Raw genomic sequence first — 23,824 nt, 5'->3', positions numbered from 1 at the left:
TTCATAAAAATAGTTGGGAAGCAAAATTGTACATCCTTAAACGAGCGAAAATGTACATTTTATCATTGACATTTATAGACAAGGTAATGTTATGAATAATCTCCCCTTGCGATAAAAGACTTGTTACCCACTCAGCTTCTTCTTTATCAAGACTATCAGCCATCTCCTGAACTCTACTAATTTCATCTAAAAGTACGAGACCATTTGCAGGTAAATAGTCTAGTAAACTAGCAGGCGTATCATAGACAAGAGATAGATATTTGAACATTTTCTGCAAAATTTGACCACTTCTCATCTGTTCAAGTTCGTAGGAAATGTTCTCTAATAACAGTTTTTTTGCTTTCTCATCTTTAACTTTTTTAAGGCTTTTTGCTAGTCCTTCTTCTAATGCATGTACGCCTTTATCTAAGTGCTTAGGTGTTAATAAAATTTCGGTAGCAGGTCCAATAGTGATTGAGTCAATTTTCGCCTGTGATCGTTGATCCTCTAGTGAGAATGTGCGAATGGAATCTACCTCTGTATCAAATAACTCAATACGTACAGGATTTTCTTCTGTTAAGGGATAGATATCGAGAATTCCACCTCTTACGCTGTATTCCCCGGGTGCTGATACCATTGACACACGTTCATATCCCATCTCAACCAGTTTTTCTAAAATAGACTCCACTTCTATATCATGTCCAACCGTAAATGTCAGCTGACTTTCATTCCATAGTTTCTTAGGTGGAAGGAGTCTCTTTAAACCTGCTATTGGAGCAACTATGACACCCTTTGATTGATGACTCCAATAATTTAGAGCCTCAATACGCTGGCCTTTTAACTCGGGGCTTGCAATTCCTATTTCTGATGCAATTAATTCATTCACAGGATATAGAAAAACCTCGTCTTCTTCTAAAAGACCGTTTAAATCCTCATAAATTTTCTGTGCCTGAAACAAATTATGGGTAACGACCAATATCGGTCGATTTGTTTGTCTATAGAGAGCTGCCGCAAACACAGTTCGAGCTGAACCAGATATACCGGCTATTAATTGCTCACGCAAGCCTCCTTCAATTCCATTTATAATTGATTTTAACTCATCATTATTCCCAACATATTGTTGTAGTCCCTTAAGCAACTCGGAAACCCCCTCTCGAAGTTTTTACGTGTATAGTAGTAACTCGTGCTTAAATAGATTCATTCATCGGATGTGAATCTCGTAAAATGGAGCTTCGCGCCTTTTTACATAAATAGAAAAACGCTTTGGTTGCGAAGGCCAAAGCTTTTCCTCTTATTGAATAAATGATTCATATTGATGAAAATCAGGATTCCGTTGCAACGCTTCCTGACAATCTTCACATATTGTTTTTACATGAATGTCGCCATTTGATTGGTAAGATATCATCTCTTGTCGTTCTTGGTCAGTTAATTGATGAAATCCAAGACTCTCACTATGTAGGGATAGGTTATCAATACTTCCAACCTTCACACCACAATGTCGACAATGGTAGTGTAGTGACATAAGAATCCTCCTTTTTACGGATACGACCATAGTTTACACTTTCTAGTATAAACCGCGTTGGGATTCTTTATTCACTGCCTCTTACCTTATCATACTACACTACTTTGCATTAAATTCGTTCATTACTTGTAAAAATGATGTTGACACCCATTTTTCTGCAGCTTCAGCGGACTTTTGGATTGCATCTTGAATATCCTGCAAATCCTCAGCTGGAAAACGACCTAAGACATAATCAGCTATCTTCATGCCGTTTGTAGGGCGATTGATTCCAATTCGAATACGCTTAAATTCCTGAGTGCTCAGGTGCTGAATAATGGATTTCATTCCATTATGGCCCCCTGCACTTCCTTTTTCGCGCAACCTAATTTTTCCTACTGGTAAGTCAAGCTCGTCATATACAACAAGTATATCTTCAACTAGAATATCATAATAATCCATGAGTGGCCTGATACTTTCTCCCGATAAATTCATATATGTGAGAGGCTTTAAAAGAATAACCTTCTCCCCATTCACCATGCCTTGACCAAATACTCCGTTGAATTTTGCCTTATCCAGCGGTATATGTAATTGATTAGAAAGCTCATCAATAACCTTAAACCCAACGTTATGTCTTGTCTCCTCGTATTGCCTACCGGGATTTCCCAACCCTACTATCAACTTCATTTTTTCCCCCACCTTGTTAATTCAAAAGTAAAAGGCGCCCATCTATCGGCGACAAGCATAAGACAAGCGCTGGCAGAAGGTGCCTTTTACCTTCAGATGTGATTGTCTTATGACCTCGAGCCGATGGCGCCTGGAACTGGATGTCGCAAAAGGACGTAACCGTTTTGGTCACGTCCAACCTTTTTCTTTAGCCTTCTTCAGATTCGTTAGTTTCTCTACCCTCTAGGTTTTCAGGTTCGCCAGGTTCTTGTTCTTCTCCTGTGCTAATCTCTTCTTCCTGTCGTGGTGCAAGAACAGAAGCCACGACCTGTGAAGTATCTTGGTTAATTGTAAATTTACCTTTTGTATCGATGTCCTCTAACGTAACAACATCGCCAACCTCTACGTTTGACACATCCACTTCAATTGTTTGCGGAATATCGGTTGGAAGTGCAGAAATGGACACTGAATGGATGGACTGCTGAAGCACTCCGCCATCCTTCACTCCAGACGCTTCCCCAACTAAATTAATATTCACGTCAACGGTAACTTCTGTTGACATGTTTACGATTTGGAAATCTGCATGAATGATTTCACTTTTAATTGGGTCTGTTTGAACTTCTTGTAGCATAACAGAATGCTGGTTATTTTGAATTGCAAGTTTGATAATTCCATTACGACCAGTGGTGCGAATCGTTTTTAAAAAGTCTGCACTATTTACGTAAATGGGTTGACTTTGATTCGGCCCATTTAAGACTGCCGGGATGTTTCCCGCTTGTCTAATCTTTGTTAATGTAGAATTTTTATCCTTTACTCGTTCTGTCGCTTCTAAAACTACAGACATTCTATACACCATCCTTGGAAGATTTAGTCATATTACTAAATTTCCCCTAAAGATGATGAAGTAAACCTTCTTTTTAAAAAGAAAGGAAGCTTTCTTAATCAAATAATGTGCTTACTGATTGTTGCTCGTGAACACGTACGATTGCTTCACCGATTAGTGGAGCTACAGAAAGCTGCTTGATCTTACTGATTTGTTTCTCTTCTGGCAATAGAATCGTATTGGTTACAATCAATTCTTTGATTTTTGAATTTTGAATACGTTCAATTGCTGGTCCTGATAATACAGGGTGTGTACAACATGCATATACTTCAGAAGCACCATTCTCGACAAGTGCATTTGCCGCTAACGTAATTGTCCCTGCTGTGTCAATAATATCATCAATCAATATTGCCGTTTTCCCCTCAATGTTACCAACAATATTCATCACTTCTGCCACATTTGGCCTTGGGCGACGCTTATCTATAATCGCAATAGGAGCCTTTAAACGATCCGCCATTTTACGTGTACGTGTAACCCCACCATGATCTGGAGATACAATAACAATATCTTCAAGATTCTTGGCTTTGAAATAATCAGAAAGAATTGGCACGCCCATTAGGTGGTCAATCAAGATATCAAAAAAGCCTTGGATTTGCGGTGCATGAAGATCTAACGTAATTACACGATCTGCTCCTGCTGTTTCTAACAGATTTGCAATTAACTTTGCTGTAATTGGCTCACGTGCACGTGCTTTTCGGTCTTGTCTTGCATACCCGTAATAAGGCATGACAATATTTATAGTCTTTGCGGAAGCACGTCTAAGTGCATCAATCATAATTAATACTTCCATGATATGTTCATTTACAGGAGCACTCGTTGATTGAATAACAAAAACATCGCATCCACGAATACTTTCTTCAATGTTAATTTGGATTTCTCCATCGCTAAAACGTGTTACAGAGCACTTCCCAAGCTCAACACCAATTGACTTAGCAATTTCTTCAGCCAAAGGTGCATTCGAATTCAACGAAAATACCTTTAAACTTGAGTCACGGTATTCATTAGGCATGATCTTACTGACCTCCATTAGGAATTTTTCTTTTGATTTAAGATCTCTACATAATTTTCTTTATTAACTTGGCGAGCTCTAGCTATTGAAAGTGCGTTGCTAGGGACTTCACTTGTAATTGTTGAGCCAGCCGCAACGTATGCTCCTTCGCCAACTGTCACTGGAGCCACTAAATTTGAATTACATCCAATAAATGCATTGTCTTCGATTTTTGTTAAGAATTTATTTTTTCCGTCATAGTTGACAGTGATAGAGCCGCAACCAATATTTACATTTGTGCCAACCTCCGCATCTCCAATATAGCTTAAGTGAGATGCTTTACTTCCTTCACCAAAAACAGCCTTTTTTAGCTCAACAAAGTTTCCAACTTTTACTTTGTCACTAATTTGAGATGCTGGACGGATATGCGCAAACGGTCCGATTGCTACATCATTTCCAATACTACTATCATGTGCAACTGAATGTCGGATCACAGTACGATCACCAATCTTACAATTCTTTATTTCTGAATTTGGACCAATCTCACAATCCGAACCAATTTCAACATCGCCAATAATCATAGTACCGGGATGTAAAACAGTGTCTGAACCGATTTTGGCTTCTGATGAAATGTAGGTATTATCCGGATCGATGATGGTAACACCATTCATCATGTGCTTTTTATTGATTCTTTGTTTCATTAACGTTTCTGCCTGAGATAAGGCATAACGATCATTCACTCCAAGTGTCTCCTCGAATGATGCTGTTTGGAATGCAGATACAATTTCGCCCTTATTTTTCAGAATTTCAATGACATCTGGAAGATAATATTCGCCCTGTACATTGTCATTGGATACATTTGAAAGTGCTTCAAATAATGCTTCGTTATCGAAACAATATGTACCCGTATTGATTTCGGTAATTGTTCGTTCTTCATCTGTTGCATCTTTATGTTCTACGATACGCTCCACATGTCCTTCTGCATTACGGACAATTCTCCCATAACCTGTTGGCTCCGAAGCCACAGCTGTTAGGATTGTTGCCTTAGCGCCAGCATCTTCATGCTGTTTTAATAACGCCTCCATCGTTTCTGCTGTTATAAGCGGAGTATCTCCACAAACGACTAATGTTACTCCCTTTTCATTTGCTAAGTGGTCCGTTGCCTGCATAACAGCGTGCGCTGTGCCTAATTGCTCAGCTTGAAGGGCATATTCGCTTTTATCTCCAATTTGTGCTTTTACAGTTTCTGCTCCGTGTCCAACTATTGTCACGAGTTTTTGTAAGGATAATGTTGAAAGTTGATCTACTACATGCTGTACCATTGGTTTTCCACATACAGGATGCAGTACCTTGTAAAGCTTAGACTTCATACGTGTTCCTTGCCCAGCGGCCAAAATTACGCCGTATCTTTTTGTCATGTTCAGGCCTCCAATTAACCTAATCAAATTCGCCTCGGTGAAATTGCGACCAAAATTTTCGAGCACGCCTAAAAATTTTTCTTTGAAATCGCATATCTCCGCCAGAGGCTTTAGCATCATGCAAACCTCAATTGCAAAATGTTAAACCTTTTTATCCATTTCGAATATATCTTAAAAAGAGACCATTTTCAAGAAAACTAACGAAAGTACATGTTTTTTTAACTGGAAAAAGTTTATTGGGGATAAGGAGGGAAAGAAAAAGAGCCTATGTATATGTAGGCTCTTTGATGTAATAATTTTTTATTTTATGATGCGCCCGCTTCTTCAAACTCAACCTCTACTTCACCTAAACGGTGATACTCAGCTAGTACAGCATCTTGAATCTTTCCACGAGTACTTGAGTTAATTGGATGAGCGATATCGCGAAACTCACCATCTGGAGTACGTTTACTTGGCATTGCAACAAATAAACCATTGTTTCCATCGATTACACGAATGTCATGTACAACAAATTCATGGTCTAACGTAATTGATGCAATCGCTCTCATTCTACCTTCAGTATTAACGCGGCGTAATCTAACGTCTGTCACTTCCATTCTGTTCACCACCTTTTTGACTATATAAAAACTTAGTTATTCATATTCAACGAAAAATCGGAATCTCCTGCTAAATATCAAATATTTTTTTAAAAAGATTCATACTTTTTTGTGAATGAACAGAATGTTAGTGAATAACGCTATTATTTTACGAGTGCGATTACCTCAATTTCTACTAAAACATCTTTAGGAAGTCTTGCCACTTCAACAGTAGAGCGGGCTGGTTTATGCCCGGCAAAGAATTCCCCATAAATTTCATTTAGTTCTGCAAAGTCATCCATATTTTTAATAAATACAGTAGCTTTAACAACTGTATCAAGAGATGCGCCCGCTTCAGCTAAAACAGCTTGCAGATTCTTAAAAACCTGTACCGTTTGTTCTTTTATTCCTCCACTAACAAGTTCACCAGTTGGTGTTAGAGGAATTTGCCCAGAACTAAAAAACATATTATTGACAATGATTCCTTGTGAATATGGTCCAATTGCAGCGGGTGCTTGATTCGTTTGTACCTGCCTCATTCTTCTTCCCCCATCTCATCTTCAATTTCTACTTGTCGTAAGTATGATTCATAATTTCCAACAGCAACTTTAATTTGTTTTTCTTTCACATCAACATCTGTAAGTTTTACTAAGGATATGTACTCATCCACTAGTCTTTCTTCTACACCTTCAGATTCAACTAGGACACCGATCCCTTTAACGTTTGCATTGAACTCTTCAAGGATACTAACCATTCCATTTACAGTTCCGCCAGCTTTCATAAAGTCGTCGATAATTAGGACATTTGCTCCTTCCTTCAAACTCCGCTTAGCTAGTACCATTGTCTGTATCCGCTTTGTAGATCCGGATACGTAATTAATACTTACAGTAGAGCCTTCAGTCACTCGATTGTCATGTCTTACAATGACAACGGGAACGTCTAGATATGATGCAACTGCATATGCCAATGGTATCCCCTTTGTTGCAACAGTCATAACAATATCAATCTCATGATTGGAATAAATAGAAGCAAAGATTTTCCCGATTTTATTAACAATTCTCGGGTCTCCTAGTATATCAGTAAGATACAAATAACCACCCGGAAGAAGCCTATCTGGATTTGCTATTACCTTACAAAGTTCCTCAACAACCTCACTCGCTTCATCTTCCCCGACCATTGGAATAAATTTTACTCCTCCAGCAGCTCCTGCTACTGTAATTAATGTTCCAATTCCTTGCTGCTCAAACGTTTGCTTGATAATAGCTAGATCTTCACTAATTGAGGATTTAGCAGAATCATATTTTTCAGCAAAATAAGAGAGAGAAACAAGGTGCTGTGGATGTAAAAGCAAGTGATTTGTCATATCAACAAGTCTACTACTCCGTCTAAATTTCATGGCTGCCTCCAAAAACCGAATATTTTATAGATAATATACCATTAATATACGTTTTTATTCAACCTTATTTCGCTCACCAAGCAATCTAACTGCATAAACCTGGTCACAAAAGCCACGCAATCCATTATAAATCCGCTGCATTCTAGATTCTCTTTGAACAAGTCCAAAAACAGTAGGTCCACTTCCACTCATTAATACTGCATCCGCACCGAACCGTTTCATTTGCTCCTTTATGTTTGCTACTTCCGGATGGAGCTTAAGAGTTACATCCTCTAATACATTTCCGACACGATCACAAATCCCACCAAAGTCCTTCATTTCAATTGCTCGAATCATCCCATCCACGTCTGGATGATTGATTTGATCAATTGAAAGGTTCCGATAGACATCTGCTGTTGAGACCCCTATTGTTGGTTTTGCTAATATGATCCAACAATGTGGGGGTGCAGGTAATTCGGTTATAATTTCACCTCTGCCAGTCGCAAGGGCAGTCCCACCATAAACACAAAAGGACACATCTGAGCCAATTTCAGCTCCAATCGATGCTAGTTCGTCTAAACTCAGACCAAGGTTCCAAAATTTATTTAGTCCCCTTAACGTTGCGGCTGCATCACTGCTTCCACCAGCGAGCCCTGCAGCCACTGGTATTGATTTTGTAATCGAAATAACGACGCCCTTTTTTACTCCGTATCGCTTTTTCAGTAAGCTTGCAGCCTGATAAGCTAGGTTACGGCTGTCATCCGGTACAAAACGATTATGGGAAACGACCTTAATTTCATCCCCCTCATAATCGGATAATTCAAGCCTGTCCGATAGATCGATAGTAGTCATGATCATCCGCACCTCATGATAACCATCCTGGCGCTTATGTAATACATCGAGCGCTAAATTGATCTTTGCCGGGGCCTTAACTAATAATTTCATGAAAACACCTGCTTTAAACGTAAAATTCAATATTGACATTGTACCATAAAGTAAACAACGTAAAACAGTGATGTCGTGCTGTCTGCACGGTTTTTTATGTAAATCGTTCATAATGACCTTATTCTTATATAAAGAAAGCCGAAGCGAATCTGCTCCGGCGTCGTAGTTCAAGAAACTGTTTTACTGGTTTTTCCCCTTATTAGCAAGCTGTTGTTGTCCAATTTCAATTGCCCGTTTTACCATATTACCGGCATCACGCGAACGAATTGCACCCCAACCTTCATTTTTTACAGTGTCATAAAAACCAAGTTCTTTTGCTAATTCTTCTTTAAAGGTTTCCGACATAATTCCTCTACGTCTTCCCAATAACTACAACCCCTTTCTACCTACGACAACCTTAGTATTAGAAAAACAAGGGATAATTATAGTAACAATTTATCCTATTAATTCTTTTTTAAACAAAAAACGTGGCTCTTTTTTAGAAAAGCAAAAAGGCACCAACACTTCGGCAAGAAGCATAAGTAAATATCTAACAGAAGGTGTACTTTACCTTCAGTAGCAATTTGCTTAGACCAAAGAGCCAATGGCGCCTAAAGCTAGACATTAAAAAAAACCACGTTTTTAGACAAAATAAAAAGCAGCAAACACAATGTCTACTGCCCACTTATAGCAATGTTCCCAGATGTCTCATCAAAGAATGTTAATTGAACGGTTTCTGTAAGGATATCAGCATAGCTGTATGATACTCGCTCAAACGAGTTCTCGTCCTGGTCTAGTTCAATTACAAATACAGAGGGGTACGTTTCAGCGAGTACTCCCGAGCGCTCGATTGTCTTTCTACGACCACCGTTCGCCTTTAAAGTAAGCCTCTTGCCTAAATTTGTATCTAAAGACCTTTTGATATCAAGCAAAGTTTTTCCCATTTCACTCCACCTCACTATTTTAAGTATACCAAATAAATCTTAAAACGTCAAACAAAACTAAAATTATAACAATGATACAAAATACTTGTCAATATATATTTTCCTACATTTTTCTTAGTGCACAACCGATAGTATGTTCAAAAGTGTAGCTAATATGTATAAAAATCAAGATTTCTTTCATCGACATATTTTTCAATCGTTATATATGTAATAAAATACCAAAGAGAATCTCTAGCGTAACACGTTAGAGATCCCCTTCTTCTTCATCCACTAATTTTTGGTAAGGCATACCCGTGCGTAATACACCCTTCGTTTCAATACCTCCAAGGCCCTTTTCTCCTGTTAATGTATTTCGTAGGACATCCCATACATTAATTCTTTCATCAAATGGTGTAAAACAAATCTTTGCAACGATATATACAGGGTCTAGCGCATGAATATTGACTCTTGAAGGTGAACTTGCATAATTTGCACCCGCTCTTATCAAAGACTCGAAGTGGGACTGGCATGCACCTGCAAAAATAACAAGTTGATCTAAATGCGGAACTCGTTTTCTTGCCTGTCGAACCGTTTGAGCAAAATGGCGAGAATGCCGATATGCCTTTAGTTCAGTAACCTTTCCCTTCGACTTTGAAAATGCATCATGCCCAGTTATCACAAGTATGTCAGGTCTATATTTATCAAGTAACTCATCAATCTTATCTGGCATTTCCTTTTCATGACAATGTACTCCATATACAGGAACACCTATCTTCTCATATAACGCTAGGCACTTTTTTAAGTAATTGGGGTCACCATCAATATGCAGGACTCTTCCTGGAATTTGAAAAAACTCTGTATCACTTGAATAACCACCTGTGGCATGGTATTCATTTTTTTGCCTAATTAACTGATAATCTTGTCGAAAAAGGCGATAGGAATGATCCACTTTTTCTCGATCACTCCGCTGTCTCTTCTGCCTTTCGTTCTCATCGACTAGAACTAAATCATCATATGGAGCATCTGCAATCAACCTTACATCTTCACCATATAAATAAACTGTTTGATCATGTGCAATTTCTGTTACTTTAAACAAAAGGTCAAAGTGATATGATTTCCTTGCAACAATATCACCAACTTTTATTTCCATCCTCAACCACTCCAACTTCGAGGTAATTTGCGCTTATGAGATACCTACTGGTTAGCCTATGCAGAATAGGCAAAAGTGGTGAGAGGAAAGAAAGTGGAACAACCTAAAAAAGACAAAGGGCTTACTATTCAGTAACGTATTCCGTTTTGAATTACTAACAGTTTAATTATCATATCCGCCCGCATTTGATTAATGTCAAATAAATTTTAGTCAAAAAACTACCAGGTAATAAAGTATTGCTGACAATGGAAGGCCATTTCTGTTAGGGTGTGGTCGATGTTTGGGTTCTTCGGGCAAGGGAATGCAATATCTGCTGAGGTGCGTCCGAAGTTGAGGTATCTTCGGACTGCGCTAGGTAATTTCTGCTGAGGTGTGTCCGAAGTTTGTGTATCTTCGGACTGCGCTTGGCAATTTCTGCTGGGCTGTGTCCGAAGTTGAGGTATCTTCGGACTGCGCTAGGTAATTTCTGCTGGGCTGTGTCCGAAGTTGAGTCATCTTCGGACAACGCTAGGCAATTTCCACAAGAGTGTGTCTGAAGTTTAGTCATCTTCGGACTACAGAGGGCATAAGCTGCGCAAATGTGTCCGAAGTTTTGGTAACTTCGGACTGCGCTAGGTAATTTCTGCTGGGCTGTGTCTGAAGTTGAGGCATCTTCGGACAGCTCAAGGTAACTTCTGCTGAGGTGCGTCCGAAGTTGAGGTATCTTCGGACTACGCTAGGCAATTTTTGCTCAAGTGAGTCTGAAGTTTTGCTATCTTCGGACTGCACAAGGTAATTTCTTCGCGAGCGTGTCCGAAGTTTAGTCATCTTCGGACGACGCTAGGCATGATCTGCGCAGGTGTGTCCAAAGTCAAGTAACTCCATTTAATTAAAAGGTTTTGCCGTACTTCAGCAGCAACTGTTGTTCTCAAAAAAGTTAAAGCGTGAATTCGTATGTGAATTCACGCTAGAAATGTATTGTAATTTACTGTTTTGCTCCTTGAATCGGAATACGTTAACTATTCAGTAGGCCCTTTGTCTAAGTTCTTATACAATTCATTACTCAAGTGCCCGAATTCTTCGATTGATAATGTTTCTCCGCGACGTTTTGGATCGATATTTGAAGTGGCTAAACACCCTTCAATTACTTCTTTTAAAGCCTTCCCGTTTGGAAGATTTGAGGTTAAATTATTTAAGATTGTCTTTCTTCTTTGTCCAAATGAAGCACGAACCACATCAAAAAAGAAGGGTTCATTTTCAACCTTTACTGCAGGTTCCTTCCTTTTGATTAAACGAATCACCGCAGAGTCTACATTGGGTTGTGGAACAAACACGGTTCTTGGTACCGTCATGACAGTTTCAGCGGTGGTATAATACTGGATGGCAATTGATAATGAGTTATAATCCTTTGTACCGGGTACAGCTGAAATCCGATCTGCTACTTCTTTTTGCAGCATTACAACAATGCCTCTTAATGGGATGTTTTCTGTTAAAAGCTTCATAATGATAGGCGTCGTTACATAATAAGGGAGGTTGGCAACTACCATAATATCGCTAGTTCCCTGCATTTTTTCATGAATGACAGACTGCACATCTGCTTTTAATACATCTTCATGGATAATCTCAACATTTGGATATGGAGATAACGTATCTGCTAATATTGGCAAAAGTCGACCATCTATTTCAAATGCGACCACTTTTTTTGCTCGCTTAGCAAGCTGTTCAGTTAATGCTCCAATTCCTGGTCCAATTTCGATTGCTCCTGTTTCCTCTGTAATTTCAGCGTGGTCGACTATGCGGTGGAGAATATTTGTATCAATCAAAAAGTTTTGTCCTAAGCTTTTCTTAAATGAAAATCCATGCTTTTCTAAAATTGCTCTAGTTCTTATAGGTGTGGCGATATCTTTAATCACTTTGCCTTTCCCCCTGTAGTACTTTTTCGACAGCCTCATCAAATGCCTCTTTTGTGATTTGGAACATTTGCAGGCGTTTATATAGCTGTTTTCCGTTAGTATAACCAATTTTCAAAAGGACGCCTAGCTTTTCTCTTCGTTCCTTCGCCTTACTTCCTCCAATCAACCCTGCCTCTACAAGAGCGTCCAAGTCGATATCAGAGTCAAAGTCCTCCCGCTCTTGTTTAACCTCTTCTAAGGCCTTTCTAATCGCTTCTGGGGTAGCATGCTCGACCCCAACCTTTTTACCTGACTTCGCAAGTGCCTCTTTCTTTGGCAAAAAAGCATGCTTACATCCAGGAACAGCATTCGCCACAATTTTGCGGATTCTCTCCCCTGGGTAGTCAGGATCTGTAAACACGATCACTCCTCTTACTTGTTGGGCGTGTTTAATGGTTTCTAGAACATCTTGATTAACGGCTGAACCGTTTGTCTCGATTGTATCAGCATCAACCGCTCTTTTGATAGCTACGGTATCATCTTTGCCTTCCACAACAATTATTTCTTTTATTTTCATTTTTATTGAAACCTTTCTCGATTTATTTCGTCTAACATTATAGATACAAATATTACATAATTATAACAAAAAAGACATAGACATAAAAAGAAGTGTTCCAGTGCCTTGATCAGCCCCGACAAGCACAAGACGAGTCAGCGAGAAGGTTGCTCTTTGACCTTCTTGATGGATTGGCTTGTGACCTCGAGGGGCTAGGCACTGGAACCAGACATAAAAAAACAGAGGAATATTCCTCTGTTCAATGCAAGTTAATTTAGTATTTGAATTTTTACCTTTCGTTGGCCCCAACGAAAAGCTTGAGATTTTTCCGAGAAAAAGACATCAATCTTATAACCTTTAATATCAGTTCCCTTGTCAGCAGCTACTGCATAGCCATATCCTTCTACATACACTTTTGTACCTAGAGGAATGACACTAGGGTCAACCGCAATAACCTTGACATTTGGATTTGAACGAAGGTTAATTCCTGTGGCAGTTGTTCCTGAGCAACCACTACAATACGCAGTATACGCTGTAGATGAAACATAGAATTCTTTTGAAACATTACTTTTACCACGGGAAACCTGTTGAACAATTTCACGTGTACCGACAGCTACTACTTTATCCTTACTATCTTGTAAGGTTTCTGTTTTGACAAGATCTCTTGAAACTTCTTTTCCATTTTCAAGAACGACTTCGTAGTGTTTTGCAACCTTACCATCTTGGCCAGGATTTACAACCTTTTGCTTGCCCTTATCGAGGCTGTTGTCCTTTTTCTTAACAACCGCAAAGGCAACTGATTCTTCCACTACATCGGTGACTTTTTCTACTCGTACGACATTGACGACACTATTTGCTGTAATCTGTGCTTCCATTCCTGGTTCTACTCGATCCAATTCATTTAGTGTAACATTTTGACCTTTTAAAAAGTCAGCGACAGTAGTCGAAGTGGACCACACTTTTGATTCTGTACCGCCGTCATTTAAAGTGAGTTGAAATGCTTTTTCAACTTCCACTTTCATATCTTCTTTTAACTTTGTATCTAAACTTGGATTGACTTTATCGTGTTCTGTTATTTCTACCTTAGTGTCTTTGAAAAGATCTCCCACGGTTTTGACTGTTGTCCAGACCTTTTGTGGTTGGTTATCAACTACAAGCTCAACCGGAATAGCCTCTTGCCATGTCACTTTCAAATTGTCCTTGATTGCCGTATCCATTGAAGGTGAAAGCTCGTCATGTTTCGAGACATCTATCTCTAAATCTTGTAGAACTTCTGCAACCGTGTTTGCGTGCGTCCTTATAACTTGCTCATTTCCATTTAATGATAGTGTAACTGTATCCTTTGTAGTTTCATATGTAGCATAACCTGTGCCGGCACCTACTAAAACTATAAAACTACTTATCGAGACTATTAATCTCTTTCTGTGCTTTGACTCGGAAAACAGTTTTTTCATGTTTTTAAGCAAATGAAAAACGCCTCCTTCTCTCAGTGGATTATATAAAGGATATTATATTCTGTCAACCCCACCCCTTTTTTCATTCACCGTACTAAATATTATGCAAGAAGAATTTTTAAAAAGGAAGAATTAGTTGTCGACAAAGATATATATGAGACAAAGGAGACATGTAGAACTTTTTCTAATTAACTTATTGTTGGACAAGCTATCCTATTTTTTGACAAAATTTGCTATCATTTTATGCCGAAAAATCGCTTCGCATTGTCGGATGTTATTTGGGCAATTTCCTCAAAAGTAACCCCTTTTAGTTCCGCAATTTGCTCTGCTACATATTTCACATAGCTTGGTTCATTTCGTTTTCCTCGAAAAGGATGTGGTGTTAAATAAGGACAATCAGTTTCAATTAGTAGACGATCTAATGGAATTTCAGTTGCTACCTCTTTTGGTTTTTTTGCATTTTTAAAGGTAACAGGCCCACCAAATGAAATATAAAAGTTCATATCCATACATTGTTTTGCGACTTCAACACTACCAGTAAAACAGTGCATGATGCCGCCGACCTCACTTGCTTTCTCTTCTTCCAGGATTTCAATAATGTCGGCAGTTGCCTCTCGATTATGAATAATAATGGGTAGTTTTACCTTCTTTGCTAGTGCAATTTGCTTACGAAAGACTTCCTTTTGAATTTCTTTTGGGGACTTGTCCCAATAGTAATCAAGACCCATTTCACCTAACGCTACGACCTTTGGATGGGAACAAAGTTCCTCAATCCATTTGAGATCTTCATCTGTCATATCAATTGCATCCACTGGGTGCCACCCAACTGTCGCGTAAATAAACTCATAAGTATCCGCTAATTCTATCGCTCTTGTAATCGTTTCACGGTCAAACCCAACAACTACAATGATTTCAACACCTTCACTTTGTGCTCTTTCAATTACTTCTTTTAAATCTTCTTGATACTGTATCGCATTTAAATGAGCATGTGTATCAATTAACATAAATAAAACTCCTTTTTCAATATGTAAAAAGGACAGAAGTTATCTGTCCCTTTTGTTATTTTACCTTAGCTCCATTTGGTAGGCTTTGATCAATCGTGGCGACTGATAGCTTCCCATCAACAGACCCTGCTAAAATCATACCTTGTGATAATTCTCCACGTAATTTTACAGGTTTAAGGTTTGTTACACAAATTACCTTCTTACCTACTAATTCCTCAGGAGTGTAATATTGTGCAATACCAGAAACAACCTGACGTTTTTCAAAACCTAAGTCTAATTGAAGTTTTAATAGCTTATCAGCCTTTTTTACAGGCTCTACTTGAAGCACTTCTGCAACGCGAAGTTCGACCTTCATAAAATCATCAATCGTGATTTCATCTGCTTGTTCCACTTCTTGTACAGGCTCTTCTTTTTTCGTACCACCCTGCATTTTAGCTTTTATATATTCTACTTCTTCGGCAATTTCCAATCGTGGGAAAATAGGCTCACCCTTAGTAACCTGAAGTCCTTCTGTTTTAATTCCGAACTCAGTTAGGCTTTCCCATGTTTTTAATGCTTCTTCCCTCATTCCGAGTTGTGTAAAAATCTCACCTGGAGTTTTGATTAAGAACGGCTCAAGCATAATTGCTGCAAACCGAAGGGATTCTGCTAAATGACTCATAATTGAACCTAGTTCATCCTTTTTCGCTTCATCCTTTGCAACAACCCAAGGCTGAGTTTCATCAATATACTTATTTGTACGGCTAATGAACTGCCATAGAGCTGTAAGCGCAACGGAAAACTCCATTTTCTCCATCGCTTCTTCATATTTAGAAACAGTGTCCACCGCAAAATTCGCAAGCTGCGTATCATATTCTGACTGATTACCCTGATAAGTTGGAATGGTACCATCAAAATACCGTCCGATCATTGCAACAGTACGGTTAAGTAAGTTTCCTAAGTCATTTGCCAAGTCAAAATTGATTCTTTCAACAAAACCTTCAGGTGTAAATACACCATCTGCACCAAAAGGAACCTCACGAAGTAAATAATAACGAAGTGAGTCCAGCCCATAACGGTCAATTAATGTAACCGGGTCAACGACATTTCCTTTTGATTTTGACATTTTTCCATCCTTCATTAATAACCAACCATGGGCAAATACCTTTTTCGGCAGTGGAAGGTCTAATGCCATTAGCATAATTGGCCAGTAAATCGTATGGAAACGAACAATCTCTTTACCTACTAAATGAACATCAGCAGGCCAATATTTTTGATATTTAGAATCATCGTCAGTACCATAACCTAATGCTGTGATATAGTTCGATAACGCATCAATCCATACATAGATAACGTGCTTTGGATCTCCTGGTACTTTAATACCCCAATCAAAAGTTGTTCTTGATACAGCCAAATCCTCAAGACCAGGCTTAATAAAGTTATTAATCATTTCATTTTTACGGGATTCAGGTTGGATAAACTCCGGATTCTCTTCATAATACTGAAGCAGGCGATCTACATATTTACTCATTTTGAAGAAATAGGATTCTTCCTTTACCTTTTCAACTGGACGTCCGCAGTCAGGGCAATTTCCATCTGCTAATTGTCTTTCTGTAAAGAAAGATTCACATGGTGTACAATACCATCCTTCGTATTTGTCAAGATAGATATCGCCTTGTTTAACAAGTTGGTCAAAAATCTTTTCGACAACCTTTTTATGGCGATCTTCTGTAGTACGAATAAAATCATCATAAGAAATCTCAAGTTTTTGCCATAATTCTTGGATACCTGACACAATCTCATCAACATATGCTTGTGGTGTAACACCTTTTTCAGCTGCAGAACGTTGGATTTTTTGACCGTGCTCGTCAGTTCCTGTTAAAAACATGACTTCATATCCACGTAGTCTTTTATATCTAGCCATAGCATCTGCCGCTACAGTTGTATATGCGTGACCAATATGTAATTTTCCACTTGGATAATAAATGGGTGTAGTTAAATAAAATGTTTTATTTTCTTGTGCCATCGTTAAACCTCCTCTTATCAAGTACACGTGTAGACATACTATTCATCTATTCCTATTATATCTTCAAAATATACCTAAAGCACGAGAAAAGCGCAAGCGCCTGTAGCCCCTGCCCCTTGAAGAAAAAAGAAATGCCAAATTTCCGTATCTAAATAGAATATGTAAGCGAATGAAATAGGAAACGTTTCGATAAATATGAAATAGAATTTTTTTTCGACAAAAATAACGTGAATTTTGTCGAATTTAGTCGAATTGAATTACCATTTTTCCCTTTATTATAGTACAGTATTTATTCGTAATAAAGTAGATTAATAAGATTGGCATTTCTAAAAAGGCTTGATGTTATAGGACACATGTACCATTATTATACATATTTTAAAAGAATTGTAGTTAAAAGTGATTGACGTTAAATGGAAATCTTGATATCATTATCTAGAAATCAATTTGTCGAAAATTGACGATATAGAGAGATAAATAAATAAAAATATTGAGAGGAGAAAAAAGAAATGAAATCTACAGGTATTGTTCGTAAAGTTGATGAATTAGGTCGTGTGGTTATTCCTATCGAGCTTCGTCGTACATTAGACATCGCAGAAAAAGATGCGTTAGAAATTTATGTTGACGATGACAGAATTATCTTAAAGAAATACAAGCCAAATATGACTTGTCAAGTAACTGGTGAAATTTCAGATGATAATTTTACACTTGCTAATGGCAAGATTGTTCTTAGCCGTGAAGGTGCCGAACAAATTCTTAAAGAGCTTCAAAACAATCTAACAGTTGTAAAATAATAAATGATAGATGAAAAGCTTCTCGGATTGAGAAGCTTTTTTCTATTCTATAAACCATGGTATTCTTGATAAATTTCTCTCTTTTGCTGATTTCGGTCTTTTGCAACTTGTTTAATTGCTTCTTTCGTTGTCATTGACTCAGTCTCAACATAATGATTGACATGATGTTCGACTGATAGCTCTTCCCACCAAGCCTCCAAAGCCTCTTCTTCACCTTGCTGTGCTCCTTCTACAACAAGACAAAACTCACCGCGAACGGTATCCTCTTCTGACCAGGTAAGAATTTCATCTAAATCTCCACGAATAAACTCCTCAAATTTCTTGGTTAATTCACGAGAAACTGTTACTTTGCGATTTCCAAGTATCTCCCTCATAATCTTTAGTGTTTCTTTTAATCGATGTGGAGCTTCATAAAAGAGCAGTGTTGCTTGGATATGTACGATACTCTCCAGCTGCTTTCGTTTCATCTTCTTATTACGGTCTAAAAAACCATAAAAATAAAAGGGTTGTGTACCAAGTCCCGAGGCTATCAGTGATGTTAATGCCGCATTTGCACCAGGTAAAGGAACAACATACATCTTCTCCTTAACGGCTTCAACTACTAGTTCATAGCCCGGGTCAGAAATTGTCGGCATCCCGGCATCACTTACAATTGCCACATCTTTGCCATCACGCAAGAAGGAAAGAATCTTTTCACCACTCACCTTTTTATTATGTTCATGATAACTGATAACTGGTGTTTCAATCTCAAAGTGATTGCAAAGTTTTCTAGTTTGCCTTGTATCCTCTGCCGCAATAACTGCTGATTCTTTCAACGTTTTAATCGCCCTAAAAGTCATATCTTCCAAGTTCCCAATCGGGGTCGGAACGAGATATAAAGTTCCATATTCATAATTTGGTTGAAAGCTCTTTTGCTGCCACATATCGCTCCCCACTTTCCATTGCAAGCAACCGTTCTTTCTCAGGCCGCTTCAGTCGTTTAAATCTATATTCAGCACGCATTGCTTCTTCCTTCGTTTCAAATTCCTGAGAAAATAATAGGGTAATGGGACCTCTTCCTCTTGTATATTTGGCCCCTTTACCTTCGTTGTGCTTTTTTAAACGTTCCTCAACATCTGTTGTATAACCTGCATAGAAGCTTCCATCCTTGCACTCGACGACATAGAAATAATGATTATTCGTCCCCATAGAGAATCTTCCTTAGCTCTTTTGTATACTCATTCTGTTCATCGTATACATATAGAGGCGGTAAAATTTTTAGGTCAGCTTTTCCGAACTTAATCCCTTCAACCAAGATCGTATTTGCTTCTTTACCAAGTCTCGGATAAACAAATTGCAAGCGCTTTGGCTCGATTCGGTATTGTCTCATTAAGGTGAGAATATCCATTAATCTACCTGGTCGATGGACGAATGCAACCTTACCTCCTTGCTTAACCAATTCGCTACTAACACGAACGACATCCTCTAATGTGCAATAAATTTCATGGCGAGCAATCTTAAGGTATTCATTTTGATTCATTTCATCCGCCTTTGGTGTTGGAAAATAAGGCGGGTTGCAGGTTACCACATCGAACTTACCACGACCTAGCTGATTAGGCATGTCCTTAATGTCACCGTGAATAACCGATAGTTGAGTAGAAAGCTTATTGTATTCCATATTTCTTTTGGCCATGTCATATATACGCTTTTGAATTTCAACACCTGTAACTTCTGCTTTTGATCGTCTACTGAGAAGTAGTGGAATAACTCCATTGCCTGTACATAAGTCAATGATTTTTCCTTTTTGAATTGGAACATACACAAATCGCGCCAGAAGTACTGTATCCAATGAAAAAGCAAATACAGAGGGGCTTTGGATGATTCTCAAGTTTTCCGCTAATAAATGATCTAAGCGCTCATCGTCATATAATTGAACCATTGCATTCTGTTTCCTTCCCTATGATTATCTATCTACTATTATAAACGTATTGTTTAAAAATGAAAAAGCCCTCTCCTATTTAGGAAAGGACCTACTTCTTATTTAAAAAGGAGAGACAAAATAAACAGTCACCCTCAGTACGGACACTTCCATAATGAACATTACAAATATGGAAACCTTCCTGATAAAGTCTTGCTAAGTTATCATATCCCTCACCAATATCAACCTGCTTTGCTTCTTGTAAAGCTTTGTCAGCTTTTTCTTCTTTTTTCTTTGAAATGGATTGATCAAGTCGACGACGTAAAAGATCATTCTCCATTTTTAAATTATGATTCTCTTCAAGTAATTGCCCAAGATGTTCTTTCAATTCTCCTAGTTGAGTATACAGATTACCAATTTGTTTCTCCATACTACTAACAGATTCAAAAATATCTTTTTTGTCCACGCATTCCACCTCGTTATTCTGTGGCTTGAATCGAAATCGCTCCTTCTTTTAGTAGTTCCTCCCACGTATATTCAACAACACGTTCACGACCTACTAATTCCAGCTGTAGTACTCGTTCCAAAATATTGAGCCCGACAACCTTCGCTTTACCACTTGTTGTTTCAATCATCTCACCAAGGTCTGGAAGCTGTTCTTTTGCACTTTCATACTCATCGTTCTCGTATTTTAAACAGCACATTAATCGGCCACACAAACCTGATATTTTAGTAGGGTTCAGTGACAGATTTTGATCTTTCGCCATTTTAATTGAAACGGGCTCAAAATCCCCTAAGAAGGTCGAGCAACAAAGCATTCTTCCGCATGGACCAATTCCACCAAGCATCTTGGCTTCATCACGTACCCCTATTTGCCTTAATTCGATTCTCGTACGGAAGATTGCCGCTAAATCTTTCACTAACTCCCGGAAATCAACTCGTCCATCTGCTGTGAAATAGAAGATCACTTTATTTCTATCAAACGTATATTCAACATCAACAAGCTTCATATCAAGGCTGTGTTCAACTACCTTTCCTTGACACACATTATACGCCTCTGTTGCCGCTTGCTTATTTTCCTCTACAATTAATTTATCCTTAGAATCCGCAATACGGATGACCTTTTTTAATGGAAGTACGATGTCATTTTCATCGACTTGTTTTTTATTTATGACAACCTTGCCAAACTCAATTCCTCTGACCGTTTCTACAATCACGTATTCACCGTCAGGGATTGTAAAACCGTTTGGGTCAAAGTAATATATTTTTCCCGCTTTTTTAAAGCGTACACCAACTACATCATACAAGCTTATATCCCTCCTGTAACTTTATTACCAATTGTTCCATTAATAAATGTGGGTTCATGTTGGTGTATAGACGACGCTTCGCCTCTAAAACCGTTGCTATCTGATCACTTACACGTCTAGTAGACGTCTTGAGTGCATATTGTTTAAAGCTAGTAATCTGGTCATGAAAGATAAGCTTCTCTTCATCACCCAGCTGTATATATAATAAATCTTTATAAATAAGCAATAATATATCTAAACCAAAGCTTAACTGCTCTTTCTCTTTAAAGTGAGGTAACCATTGGTCCTGCAATAAAAAGAAAGCATGGGTTGGCCTTGTATTGATTACTTCATATAATTGTAACACTATTGAACGGGACTGTCCAAACCAAGCATCCGTGCTTAACTCACGTGCTTCTTCCAAATTATTCGTTGTATGAGCAACAAGGGTAGCGATAGTAGGAGAGATCCCTTCATCAATGAGCCGCTCGGAAATAACCTTTGGAGCAAGTGGCCGAAATGATAATATTTGGCATCTGGATAGAATTGTATTCAAAATTCGATGAATTTGCTCGGTTAGCAAAATGGCCACTGTTTGGCTTGTCGGCTCTTCAAGGAATTTCAGCAAACTATTTGCAGCATTTGTTGTCATTTTATCAGCATGGTTAATTACATAAACTTTACGATTTGATTCCACACCCGTTTTTGAAAACTCTTCTTGCAACGCTTGAATTTGCCATTTTTTAATTGATAGACCATCTGGTTCGATGACATGAACATCGGGATGGTTGCCCGATGAAATTCTACGACAATTTGTACATTCATTACAAGGTTTGTACTCAACAGGATGCTGACAGAAAAGACTTTTTGCCAAAAGAAAGCCGACTTCCTTTTTACCTGTACCTCGGCTCCCCTCAAATAAATAAGCATGGGCCACTCTGTTCTTCTTGAGACTATTTTCAACCATCTTTAAGACTAGTGGCTGATATTCCTGAAGTTGTTCCCATGTTTTTTCCATCATACATCACTCTTTCAATTACGTATACAAGTTGATTAATAATCCTTTTATAAATCCAACATTTCCTAGAATATCAATTGATCCTCTCTCCTGGTCAACCATTTGTTCCGTTAAATCCAATAATTCCTTATCAATTTCCTCAATAAGTTTATGCGTTCTCCCTTGTCCATTAAAATTCCAACTGTGGGATTGCTTTATATCCATTCCATATTCAACTGCCTCATGGATAAAACGCTTAACAAGAGATTTATAGGAAGCTAAGTCTTGAAAGGTTTGTGAGCGAGAGAGTCGTTCTCCAGCCATGTCAATTTGAGAAAGGAGCTTTGTCAATTGCTCCATTTGAAGTTTATTACCTTCCTGTTGGACAAATTTACTAAAGTTCACATTTCCCGAAACCTTATTGGATTGGTTTGGGTGATTTTTATCCATGTTTACACGAAAATCCTGGTTTATTTTCATGAACTAATTGTCACCTTCTTATCAAATACGCCTTGGCATATTTGCGCACGATTTTTTTCGAGCAAGCTCGAAAAACTTCCATTGAAAAATCGTGGTATCCGCTGGAAGCTTTAACTTTACTAAGTGGGAGACTGTACTCCCACTTAATAAAGTTAAAATTGGTGAAATTCATCAATCGGTAACACAAATACTGTTGCTCCACCTACCTCGACTTTCACAGGAAACGGAACAAAGGAATCTGCATTTCCACCCATTGGTGAAACAGGGGCAATCATTTGCTCCCGATGTTTGCAATTATCCTTAATAATATCTAATAATTTATTTACACGGATGTCCTCCGTTCCCACAAGGAACGTAGTATTTCCTGATTTTAGAAAACCACCTGTTGTAGCAAGCTTTGTTGCTCGGAAATTATGTTCGACTAATGCTTGTGACAAACGGTTGCTGTCCTTATCCTGCACAACTGCAACGACTAGCTTCATCGTTTAGCCTCCCTTTATTTTATCACTTTTACTTGTTCCTTCATATTACGAAATTTGGTAACTATTTGTGCGAATATCCATGTTGTCTTTATTCTATAACAAGTATAGCCAGAACGAAAACAAAAACCTCAAAAGTCATCAGACTTTTGAGGCAATTCGTAGCATTACTTGTAATTCAAATGCTTTTCAATAATTTCAAATGCTTCCTTTGATACAACATCAATTGAATTCTCAGCATTAATGGTAGAAAAGCGGTCCTTAAAACGGGCTGCAACCTTTAAATAACCATCATAAACCTTTTGATGGAAGGAAAGATTCTCAAGGTCAAGCCGATTAACTTCCCTTTCATCATTCTTTCCAATTCTTGTTAACCCTTTTTCAGGTTTAATATCAAAGAAAAGAGTTAATGACGGCATCAACCCATTAATAGCAAATTCATTAATAGATAAAACTTCATCGATTCCAAGACCTCGTGCATACCCTTGATAGGCTAGTGAACTATCCACAAAGCGGTCACATAAAACAATTTTTCCTTGTTCTAATGCAGGAATGACCTTCTCCACTAAATGTTGGCGACGCGAAGCCGCAAATTATGATAAGTTGGATACGTGTCCAATTAATA

27 protein-coding genes and 1 pseudogene are annotated in these 23,824 nt (G+C 38.2%); 1 reads left to right on the top strand and 27 read right to left on the bottom strand.

Features of this window, described 5'->3' with window-relative positions; translation table 11 throughout:
• Position 1: 1 nt before the first annotated feature.
• The 18 genes from ACR65M_RS13210 to metG form a co-directional block, all read right to left on the bottom strand.
• Positions 2 to 1,117, bottom strand: coding sequence for a transcription-repair coupling factor family protein (locus ACR65M_RS13210; protein WP_440273529.1), 1,116 nt, complete (start codon positions 1,115 to 1,117; stop codon positions 2 to 4).
• 153 nt (positions 1,118 to 1,270) lie between these two features.
• Positions 1,271 to 1,501, bottom strand: coding sequence for an anti-sigma-F factor Fin (gene fin, locus ACR65M_RS13205; RefSeq protein WP_121449302.1), 231 nt, complete (start codon positions 1,499 to 1,501; stop codon positions 1,271 to 1,273).
• A gap of 99 nt (positions 1,502 to 1,600) precedes the next feature.
• The gene (gene pth, locus ACR65M_RS13200) at positions 1,601 to 2,164 is read right to left on the bottom strand and encodes an aminoacyl-tRNA hydrolase (protein WP_341329579.1); all 564 of its coding nucleotides are present in this window, start codon (positions 2,162 to 2,164) and stop codon (positions 1,601 to 1,603) included.
• Between the two features lie 187 nt (positions 2,165 to 2,351).
• Positions 2,352 to 2,987 carry a 50S ribosomal protein L25/general stress protein Ctc gene (locus ACR65M_RS13195; protein ID WP_440273528.1) on the bottom strand — a complete coding sequence of 212 codons (636 nt, stop codon included), beginning with the start codon at positions 2,985 to 2,987 and terminating at the stop codon, positions 2,352 to 2,354.
• Between the two features lie 94 nt (positions 2,988 to 3,081).
• A complete protein-coding gene (locus tag ACR65M_RS13190; protein WP_341329577.1) occupies positions 3,082 to 4,035 on the bottom strand; it encodes a ribose-phosphate diphosphokinase in 954 nt (317 codons plus the stop codon).
• A 17-nt stretch (positions 4,036 to 4,052) separates the two neighbouring features.
• Complete coding sequence (gene glmU, locus ACR65M_RS13185) at positions 4,053 to 5,432, bottom strand: bifunctional UDP-N-acetylglucosamine diphosphorylase/glucosamine-1-phosphate N-acetyltransferase GlmU (protein WP_440273527.1); 1,380 nt, start codon at positions 5,430 to 5,432, stop codon at positions 4,053 to 4,055.
• Positions 5,433 to 5,737: 305 nt separating this feature from the next.
• Positions 5,738 to 6,028, bottom strand: a complete 291-nt coding sequence (gene spoVG, locus ACR65M_RS13180; RefSeq protein WP_010285377.1) for a septation regulator SpoVG — start codon at positions 6,026 to 6,028, stop codon at positions 5,738 to 5,740.
• Between the two features lie 143 nt (positions 6,029 to 6,171).
• Complete coding sequence (locus ACR65M_RS13175; RefSeq protein ID WP_440273526.1) at positions 6,172 to 6,546, bottom strand: RidA family protein; 375 nt, start codon at positions 6,544 to 6,546, stop codon at positions 6,172 to 6,174.
• On the bottom strand, positions 6,543 to 7,403 hold the full coding sequence (gene purR / locus ACR65M_RS13170; protein ID WP_121449308.1) for a pur operon repressor: 861 nt from the start codon (positions 7,401 to 7,403) through the stop codon (positions 6,543 to 6,545). The genes ACR65M_RS13175 and purR overlap by 4 nt, the downstream gene beginning before the upstream one ends.
• A gap of 54 nt (positions 7,404 to 7,457) precedes the next feature.
• Positions 7,458 to 8,327 carry a 4-(cytidine 5'-diphospho)-2-C-methyl-D-erythritol kinase gene (gene ispE, locus ACR65M_RS13165; RefSeq protein ID WP_121449309.1) on the bottom strand — a complete coding sequence of 290 codons (870 nt, stop codon included), beginning with the start codon at positions 8,325 to 8,327 and terminating at the stop codon, positions 7,458 to 7,460.
• Positions 8,328 to 8,507: 180 nt separating this feature from the next.
• Complete coding sequence (locus tag ACR65M_RS13160) at positions 8,508 to 8,693, bottom strand: small, acid-soluble spore protein, alpha/beta type (protein WP_121449310.1); 186 nt, start codon at positions 8,691 to 8,693, stop codon at positions 8,508 to 8,510.
• A gap of 287 nt (positions 8,694 to 8,980) precedes the next feature.
• Positions 8,981 to 9,250 (bottom strand): biofilm formation stimulator Veg, encoded by a 270-nt coding sequence (veg, locus tag ACR65M_RS13155; RefSeq protein ID WP_077620147.1) that lies wholly within the window; start codon positions 9,248 to 9,250, stop codon positions 8,981 to 8,983.
• A gap of 244 nt (positions 9,251 to 9,494) precedes the next feature.
• Complete coding sequence (yabG, locus tag ACR65M_RS13150; protein WP_440273525.1) at positions 9,495 to 10,379, bottom strand: sporulation peptidase YabG; 885 nt, start codon at positions 10,377 to 10,379, stop codon at positions 9,495 to 9,497.
• Positions 10,380 to 11,377: 998 nt separating this feature from the next.
• Positions 11,378 to 12,310, bottom strand: a complete 933-nt coding sequence (rsmA, locus tag ACR65M_RS13145) for a 16S rRNA (adenine(1518)-N(6)/adenine(1519)-N(6))-dimethyltransferase RsmA (RefSeq protein WP_440273524.1) — start codon at positions 12,308 to 12,310, stop codon at positions 11,378 to 11,380.
• Complete coding sequence (gene rnmV, locus ACR65M_RS13140; RefSeq protein WP_440273523.1) at positions 12,264 to 12,827, bottom strand: ribonuclease M5; 564 nt, start codon at positions 12,825 to 12,827, stop codon at positions 12,264 to 12,266. The genes rsmA and rnmV overlap by 47 nt, the downstream gene beginning before the upstream one ends.
• Before the next feature lie 248 nt (positions 12,828 to 13,075).
• Positions 13,076 to 14,272 (bottom strand): resuscitation-promoting factor, encoded by a 1,197-nt coding sequence (locus ACR65M_RS13135; RefSeq protein ID WP_121449314.1) that lies wholly within the window; start codon positions 14,270 to 14,272, stop codon positions 13,076 to 13,078.
• Between the two features lie 224 nt (positions 14,273 to 14,496).
• Positions 14,497 to 15,264: a TatD family hydrolase gene (locus ACR65M_RS13130; RefSeq protein WP_121449315.1), complete on the bottom strand. Its 768-nt coding sequence runs from the start codon at positions 15,262 to 15,264 to the stop codon at positions 14,497 to 14,499.
• A gap of 55 nt (positions 15,265 to 15,319) precedes the next feature.
• A complete protein-coding gene (metG, locus tag ACR65M_RS13125; RefSeq protein WP_440273522.1) occupies positions 15,320 to 17,269 on the bottom strand; it encodes a methionine--tRNA ligase in 1,950 nt (649 codons plus the stop codon).
• A 506-nt stretch (positions 17,270 to 17,775) separates the two neighbouring features.
• On the opposite strand from metG, the gene abrB reads away from it, so the two are divergent.
• Positions 17,776 to 18,060, top strand: a complete 285-nt coding sequence (gene abrB, locus ACR65M_RS13120) for a transition state genes transcriptional regulator AbrB (RefSeq protein ID WP_121449317.1) — start codon at positions 17,776 to 17,778, stop codon at positions 18,058 to 18,060.
• 47 nt (positions 18,061 to 18,107) lie between these two features.
• Here abrB and rsmI read toward each other — a convergent pair whose 3' ends face one another.
• The 9 genes and pseudogenes from rsmI to tmk all read right to left on the bottom strand — a co-directional run.
• Entirely contained in the window at positions 18,108 to 18,983 is an 876-nt protein-coding gene (rsmI, locus tag ACR65M_RS13115) for a 16S rRNA (cytidine(1402)-2'-O)-methyltransferase (RefSeq protein WP_440273521.1), read from the bottom strand.
• On the bottom strand, positions 18,949 to 19,248 hold the full coding sequence (locus ACR65M_RS13110) for a GIY-YIG nuclease family protein (RefSeq protein ID WP_121449319.1): 300 nt from the start codon (positions 19,246 to 19,248) through the stop codon (positions 18,949 to 18,951). The genes rsmI and ACR65M_RS13110 overlap by 35 nt, the downstream gene beginning before the upstream one ends.
• A complete protein-coding gene (locus ACR65M_RS13105) occupies positions 19,235 to 19,978 on the bottom strand; it encodes a tRNA1(Val) (adenine(37)-N6)-methyltransferase (RefSeq protein WP_440273520.1) in 744 nt (247 codons plus the stop codon). The genes ACR65M_RS13110 and ACR65M_RS13105 overlap by 14 nt, the downstream gene beginning before the upstream one ends.
• A 91-nt stretch (positions 19,979 to 20,069) precedes the next feature.
• Positions 20,070 to 20,423 (bottom strand): DNA replication initiation control protein YabA, encoded by a 354-nt coding sequence (yabA, locus tag ACR65M_RS13100; RefSeq protein WP_099353535.1) that lies wholly within the window; start codon positions 20,421 to 20,423, stop codon positions 20,070 to 20,072.
• A gap of 13 nt (positions 20,424 to 20,436) precedes the next feature.
• Positions 20,437 to 21,264: a competence/sporulation regulator complex protein RicT gene (gene ricT, locus ACR65M_RS13095; RefSeq protein ID WP_099353536.1), complete on the bottom strand. Its 828-nt coding sequence runs from the start codon at positions 21,262 to 21,264 to the stop codon at positions 20,437 to 20,439.
• Positions 21,257 to 22,261 carry a DNA polymerase III subunit delta' gene (gene holB, locus ACR65M_RS13090; protein ID WP_121449321.1) on the bottom strand — a complete coding sequence of 335 codons (1,005 nt, stop codon included), beginning with the start codon at positions 22,259 to 22,261 and terminating at the stop codon, positions 21,257 to 21,259. Before holB ends, ricT begins: the two co-directional genes overlap by 8 nt.
• An 18-nt stretch (positions 22,262 to 22,279) precedes the next feature.
• Complete coding sequence (locus ACR65M_RS13085; protein WP_440273519.1) at positions 22,280 to 22,720, bottom strand: YaaR family protein; 441 nt, start codon at positions 22,718 to 22,720, stop codon at positions 22,280 to 22,282.
• Positions 22,721 to 22,872: 152 nt separating this feature from the next.
• Positions 22,873 to 23,202: a cyclic di-AMP receptor DarA gene (gene darA, locus ACR65M_RS13080; RefSeq protein ID WP_077620134.1), complete on the bottom strand. Its 330-nt coding sequence runs from the start codon at positions 23,200 to 23,202 to the stop codon at positions 22,873 to 22,875.
• Positions 23,203 to 23,366: 164 nt separating this feature from the next.
• Positions 23,367 to 23,792, bottom strand: a pseudogene (gene tmk, locus ACR65M_RS13075) (dTMP kinase); the annotation flags it as partial.
• Positions 23,793 to 23,824: the final 32 nt, after the last annotated feature.

The sequence above is a fragment of the Ferdinandcohnia sp. SAFN-114 genome (assembly GCF_059415045.1).
The sequence above is the reverse complement of the archived record's forward strand: the minus strand, read 5'-3'. Positions and strand labels throughout refer to the sequence as shown.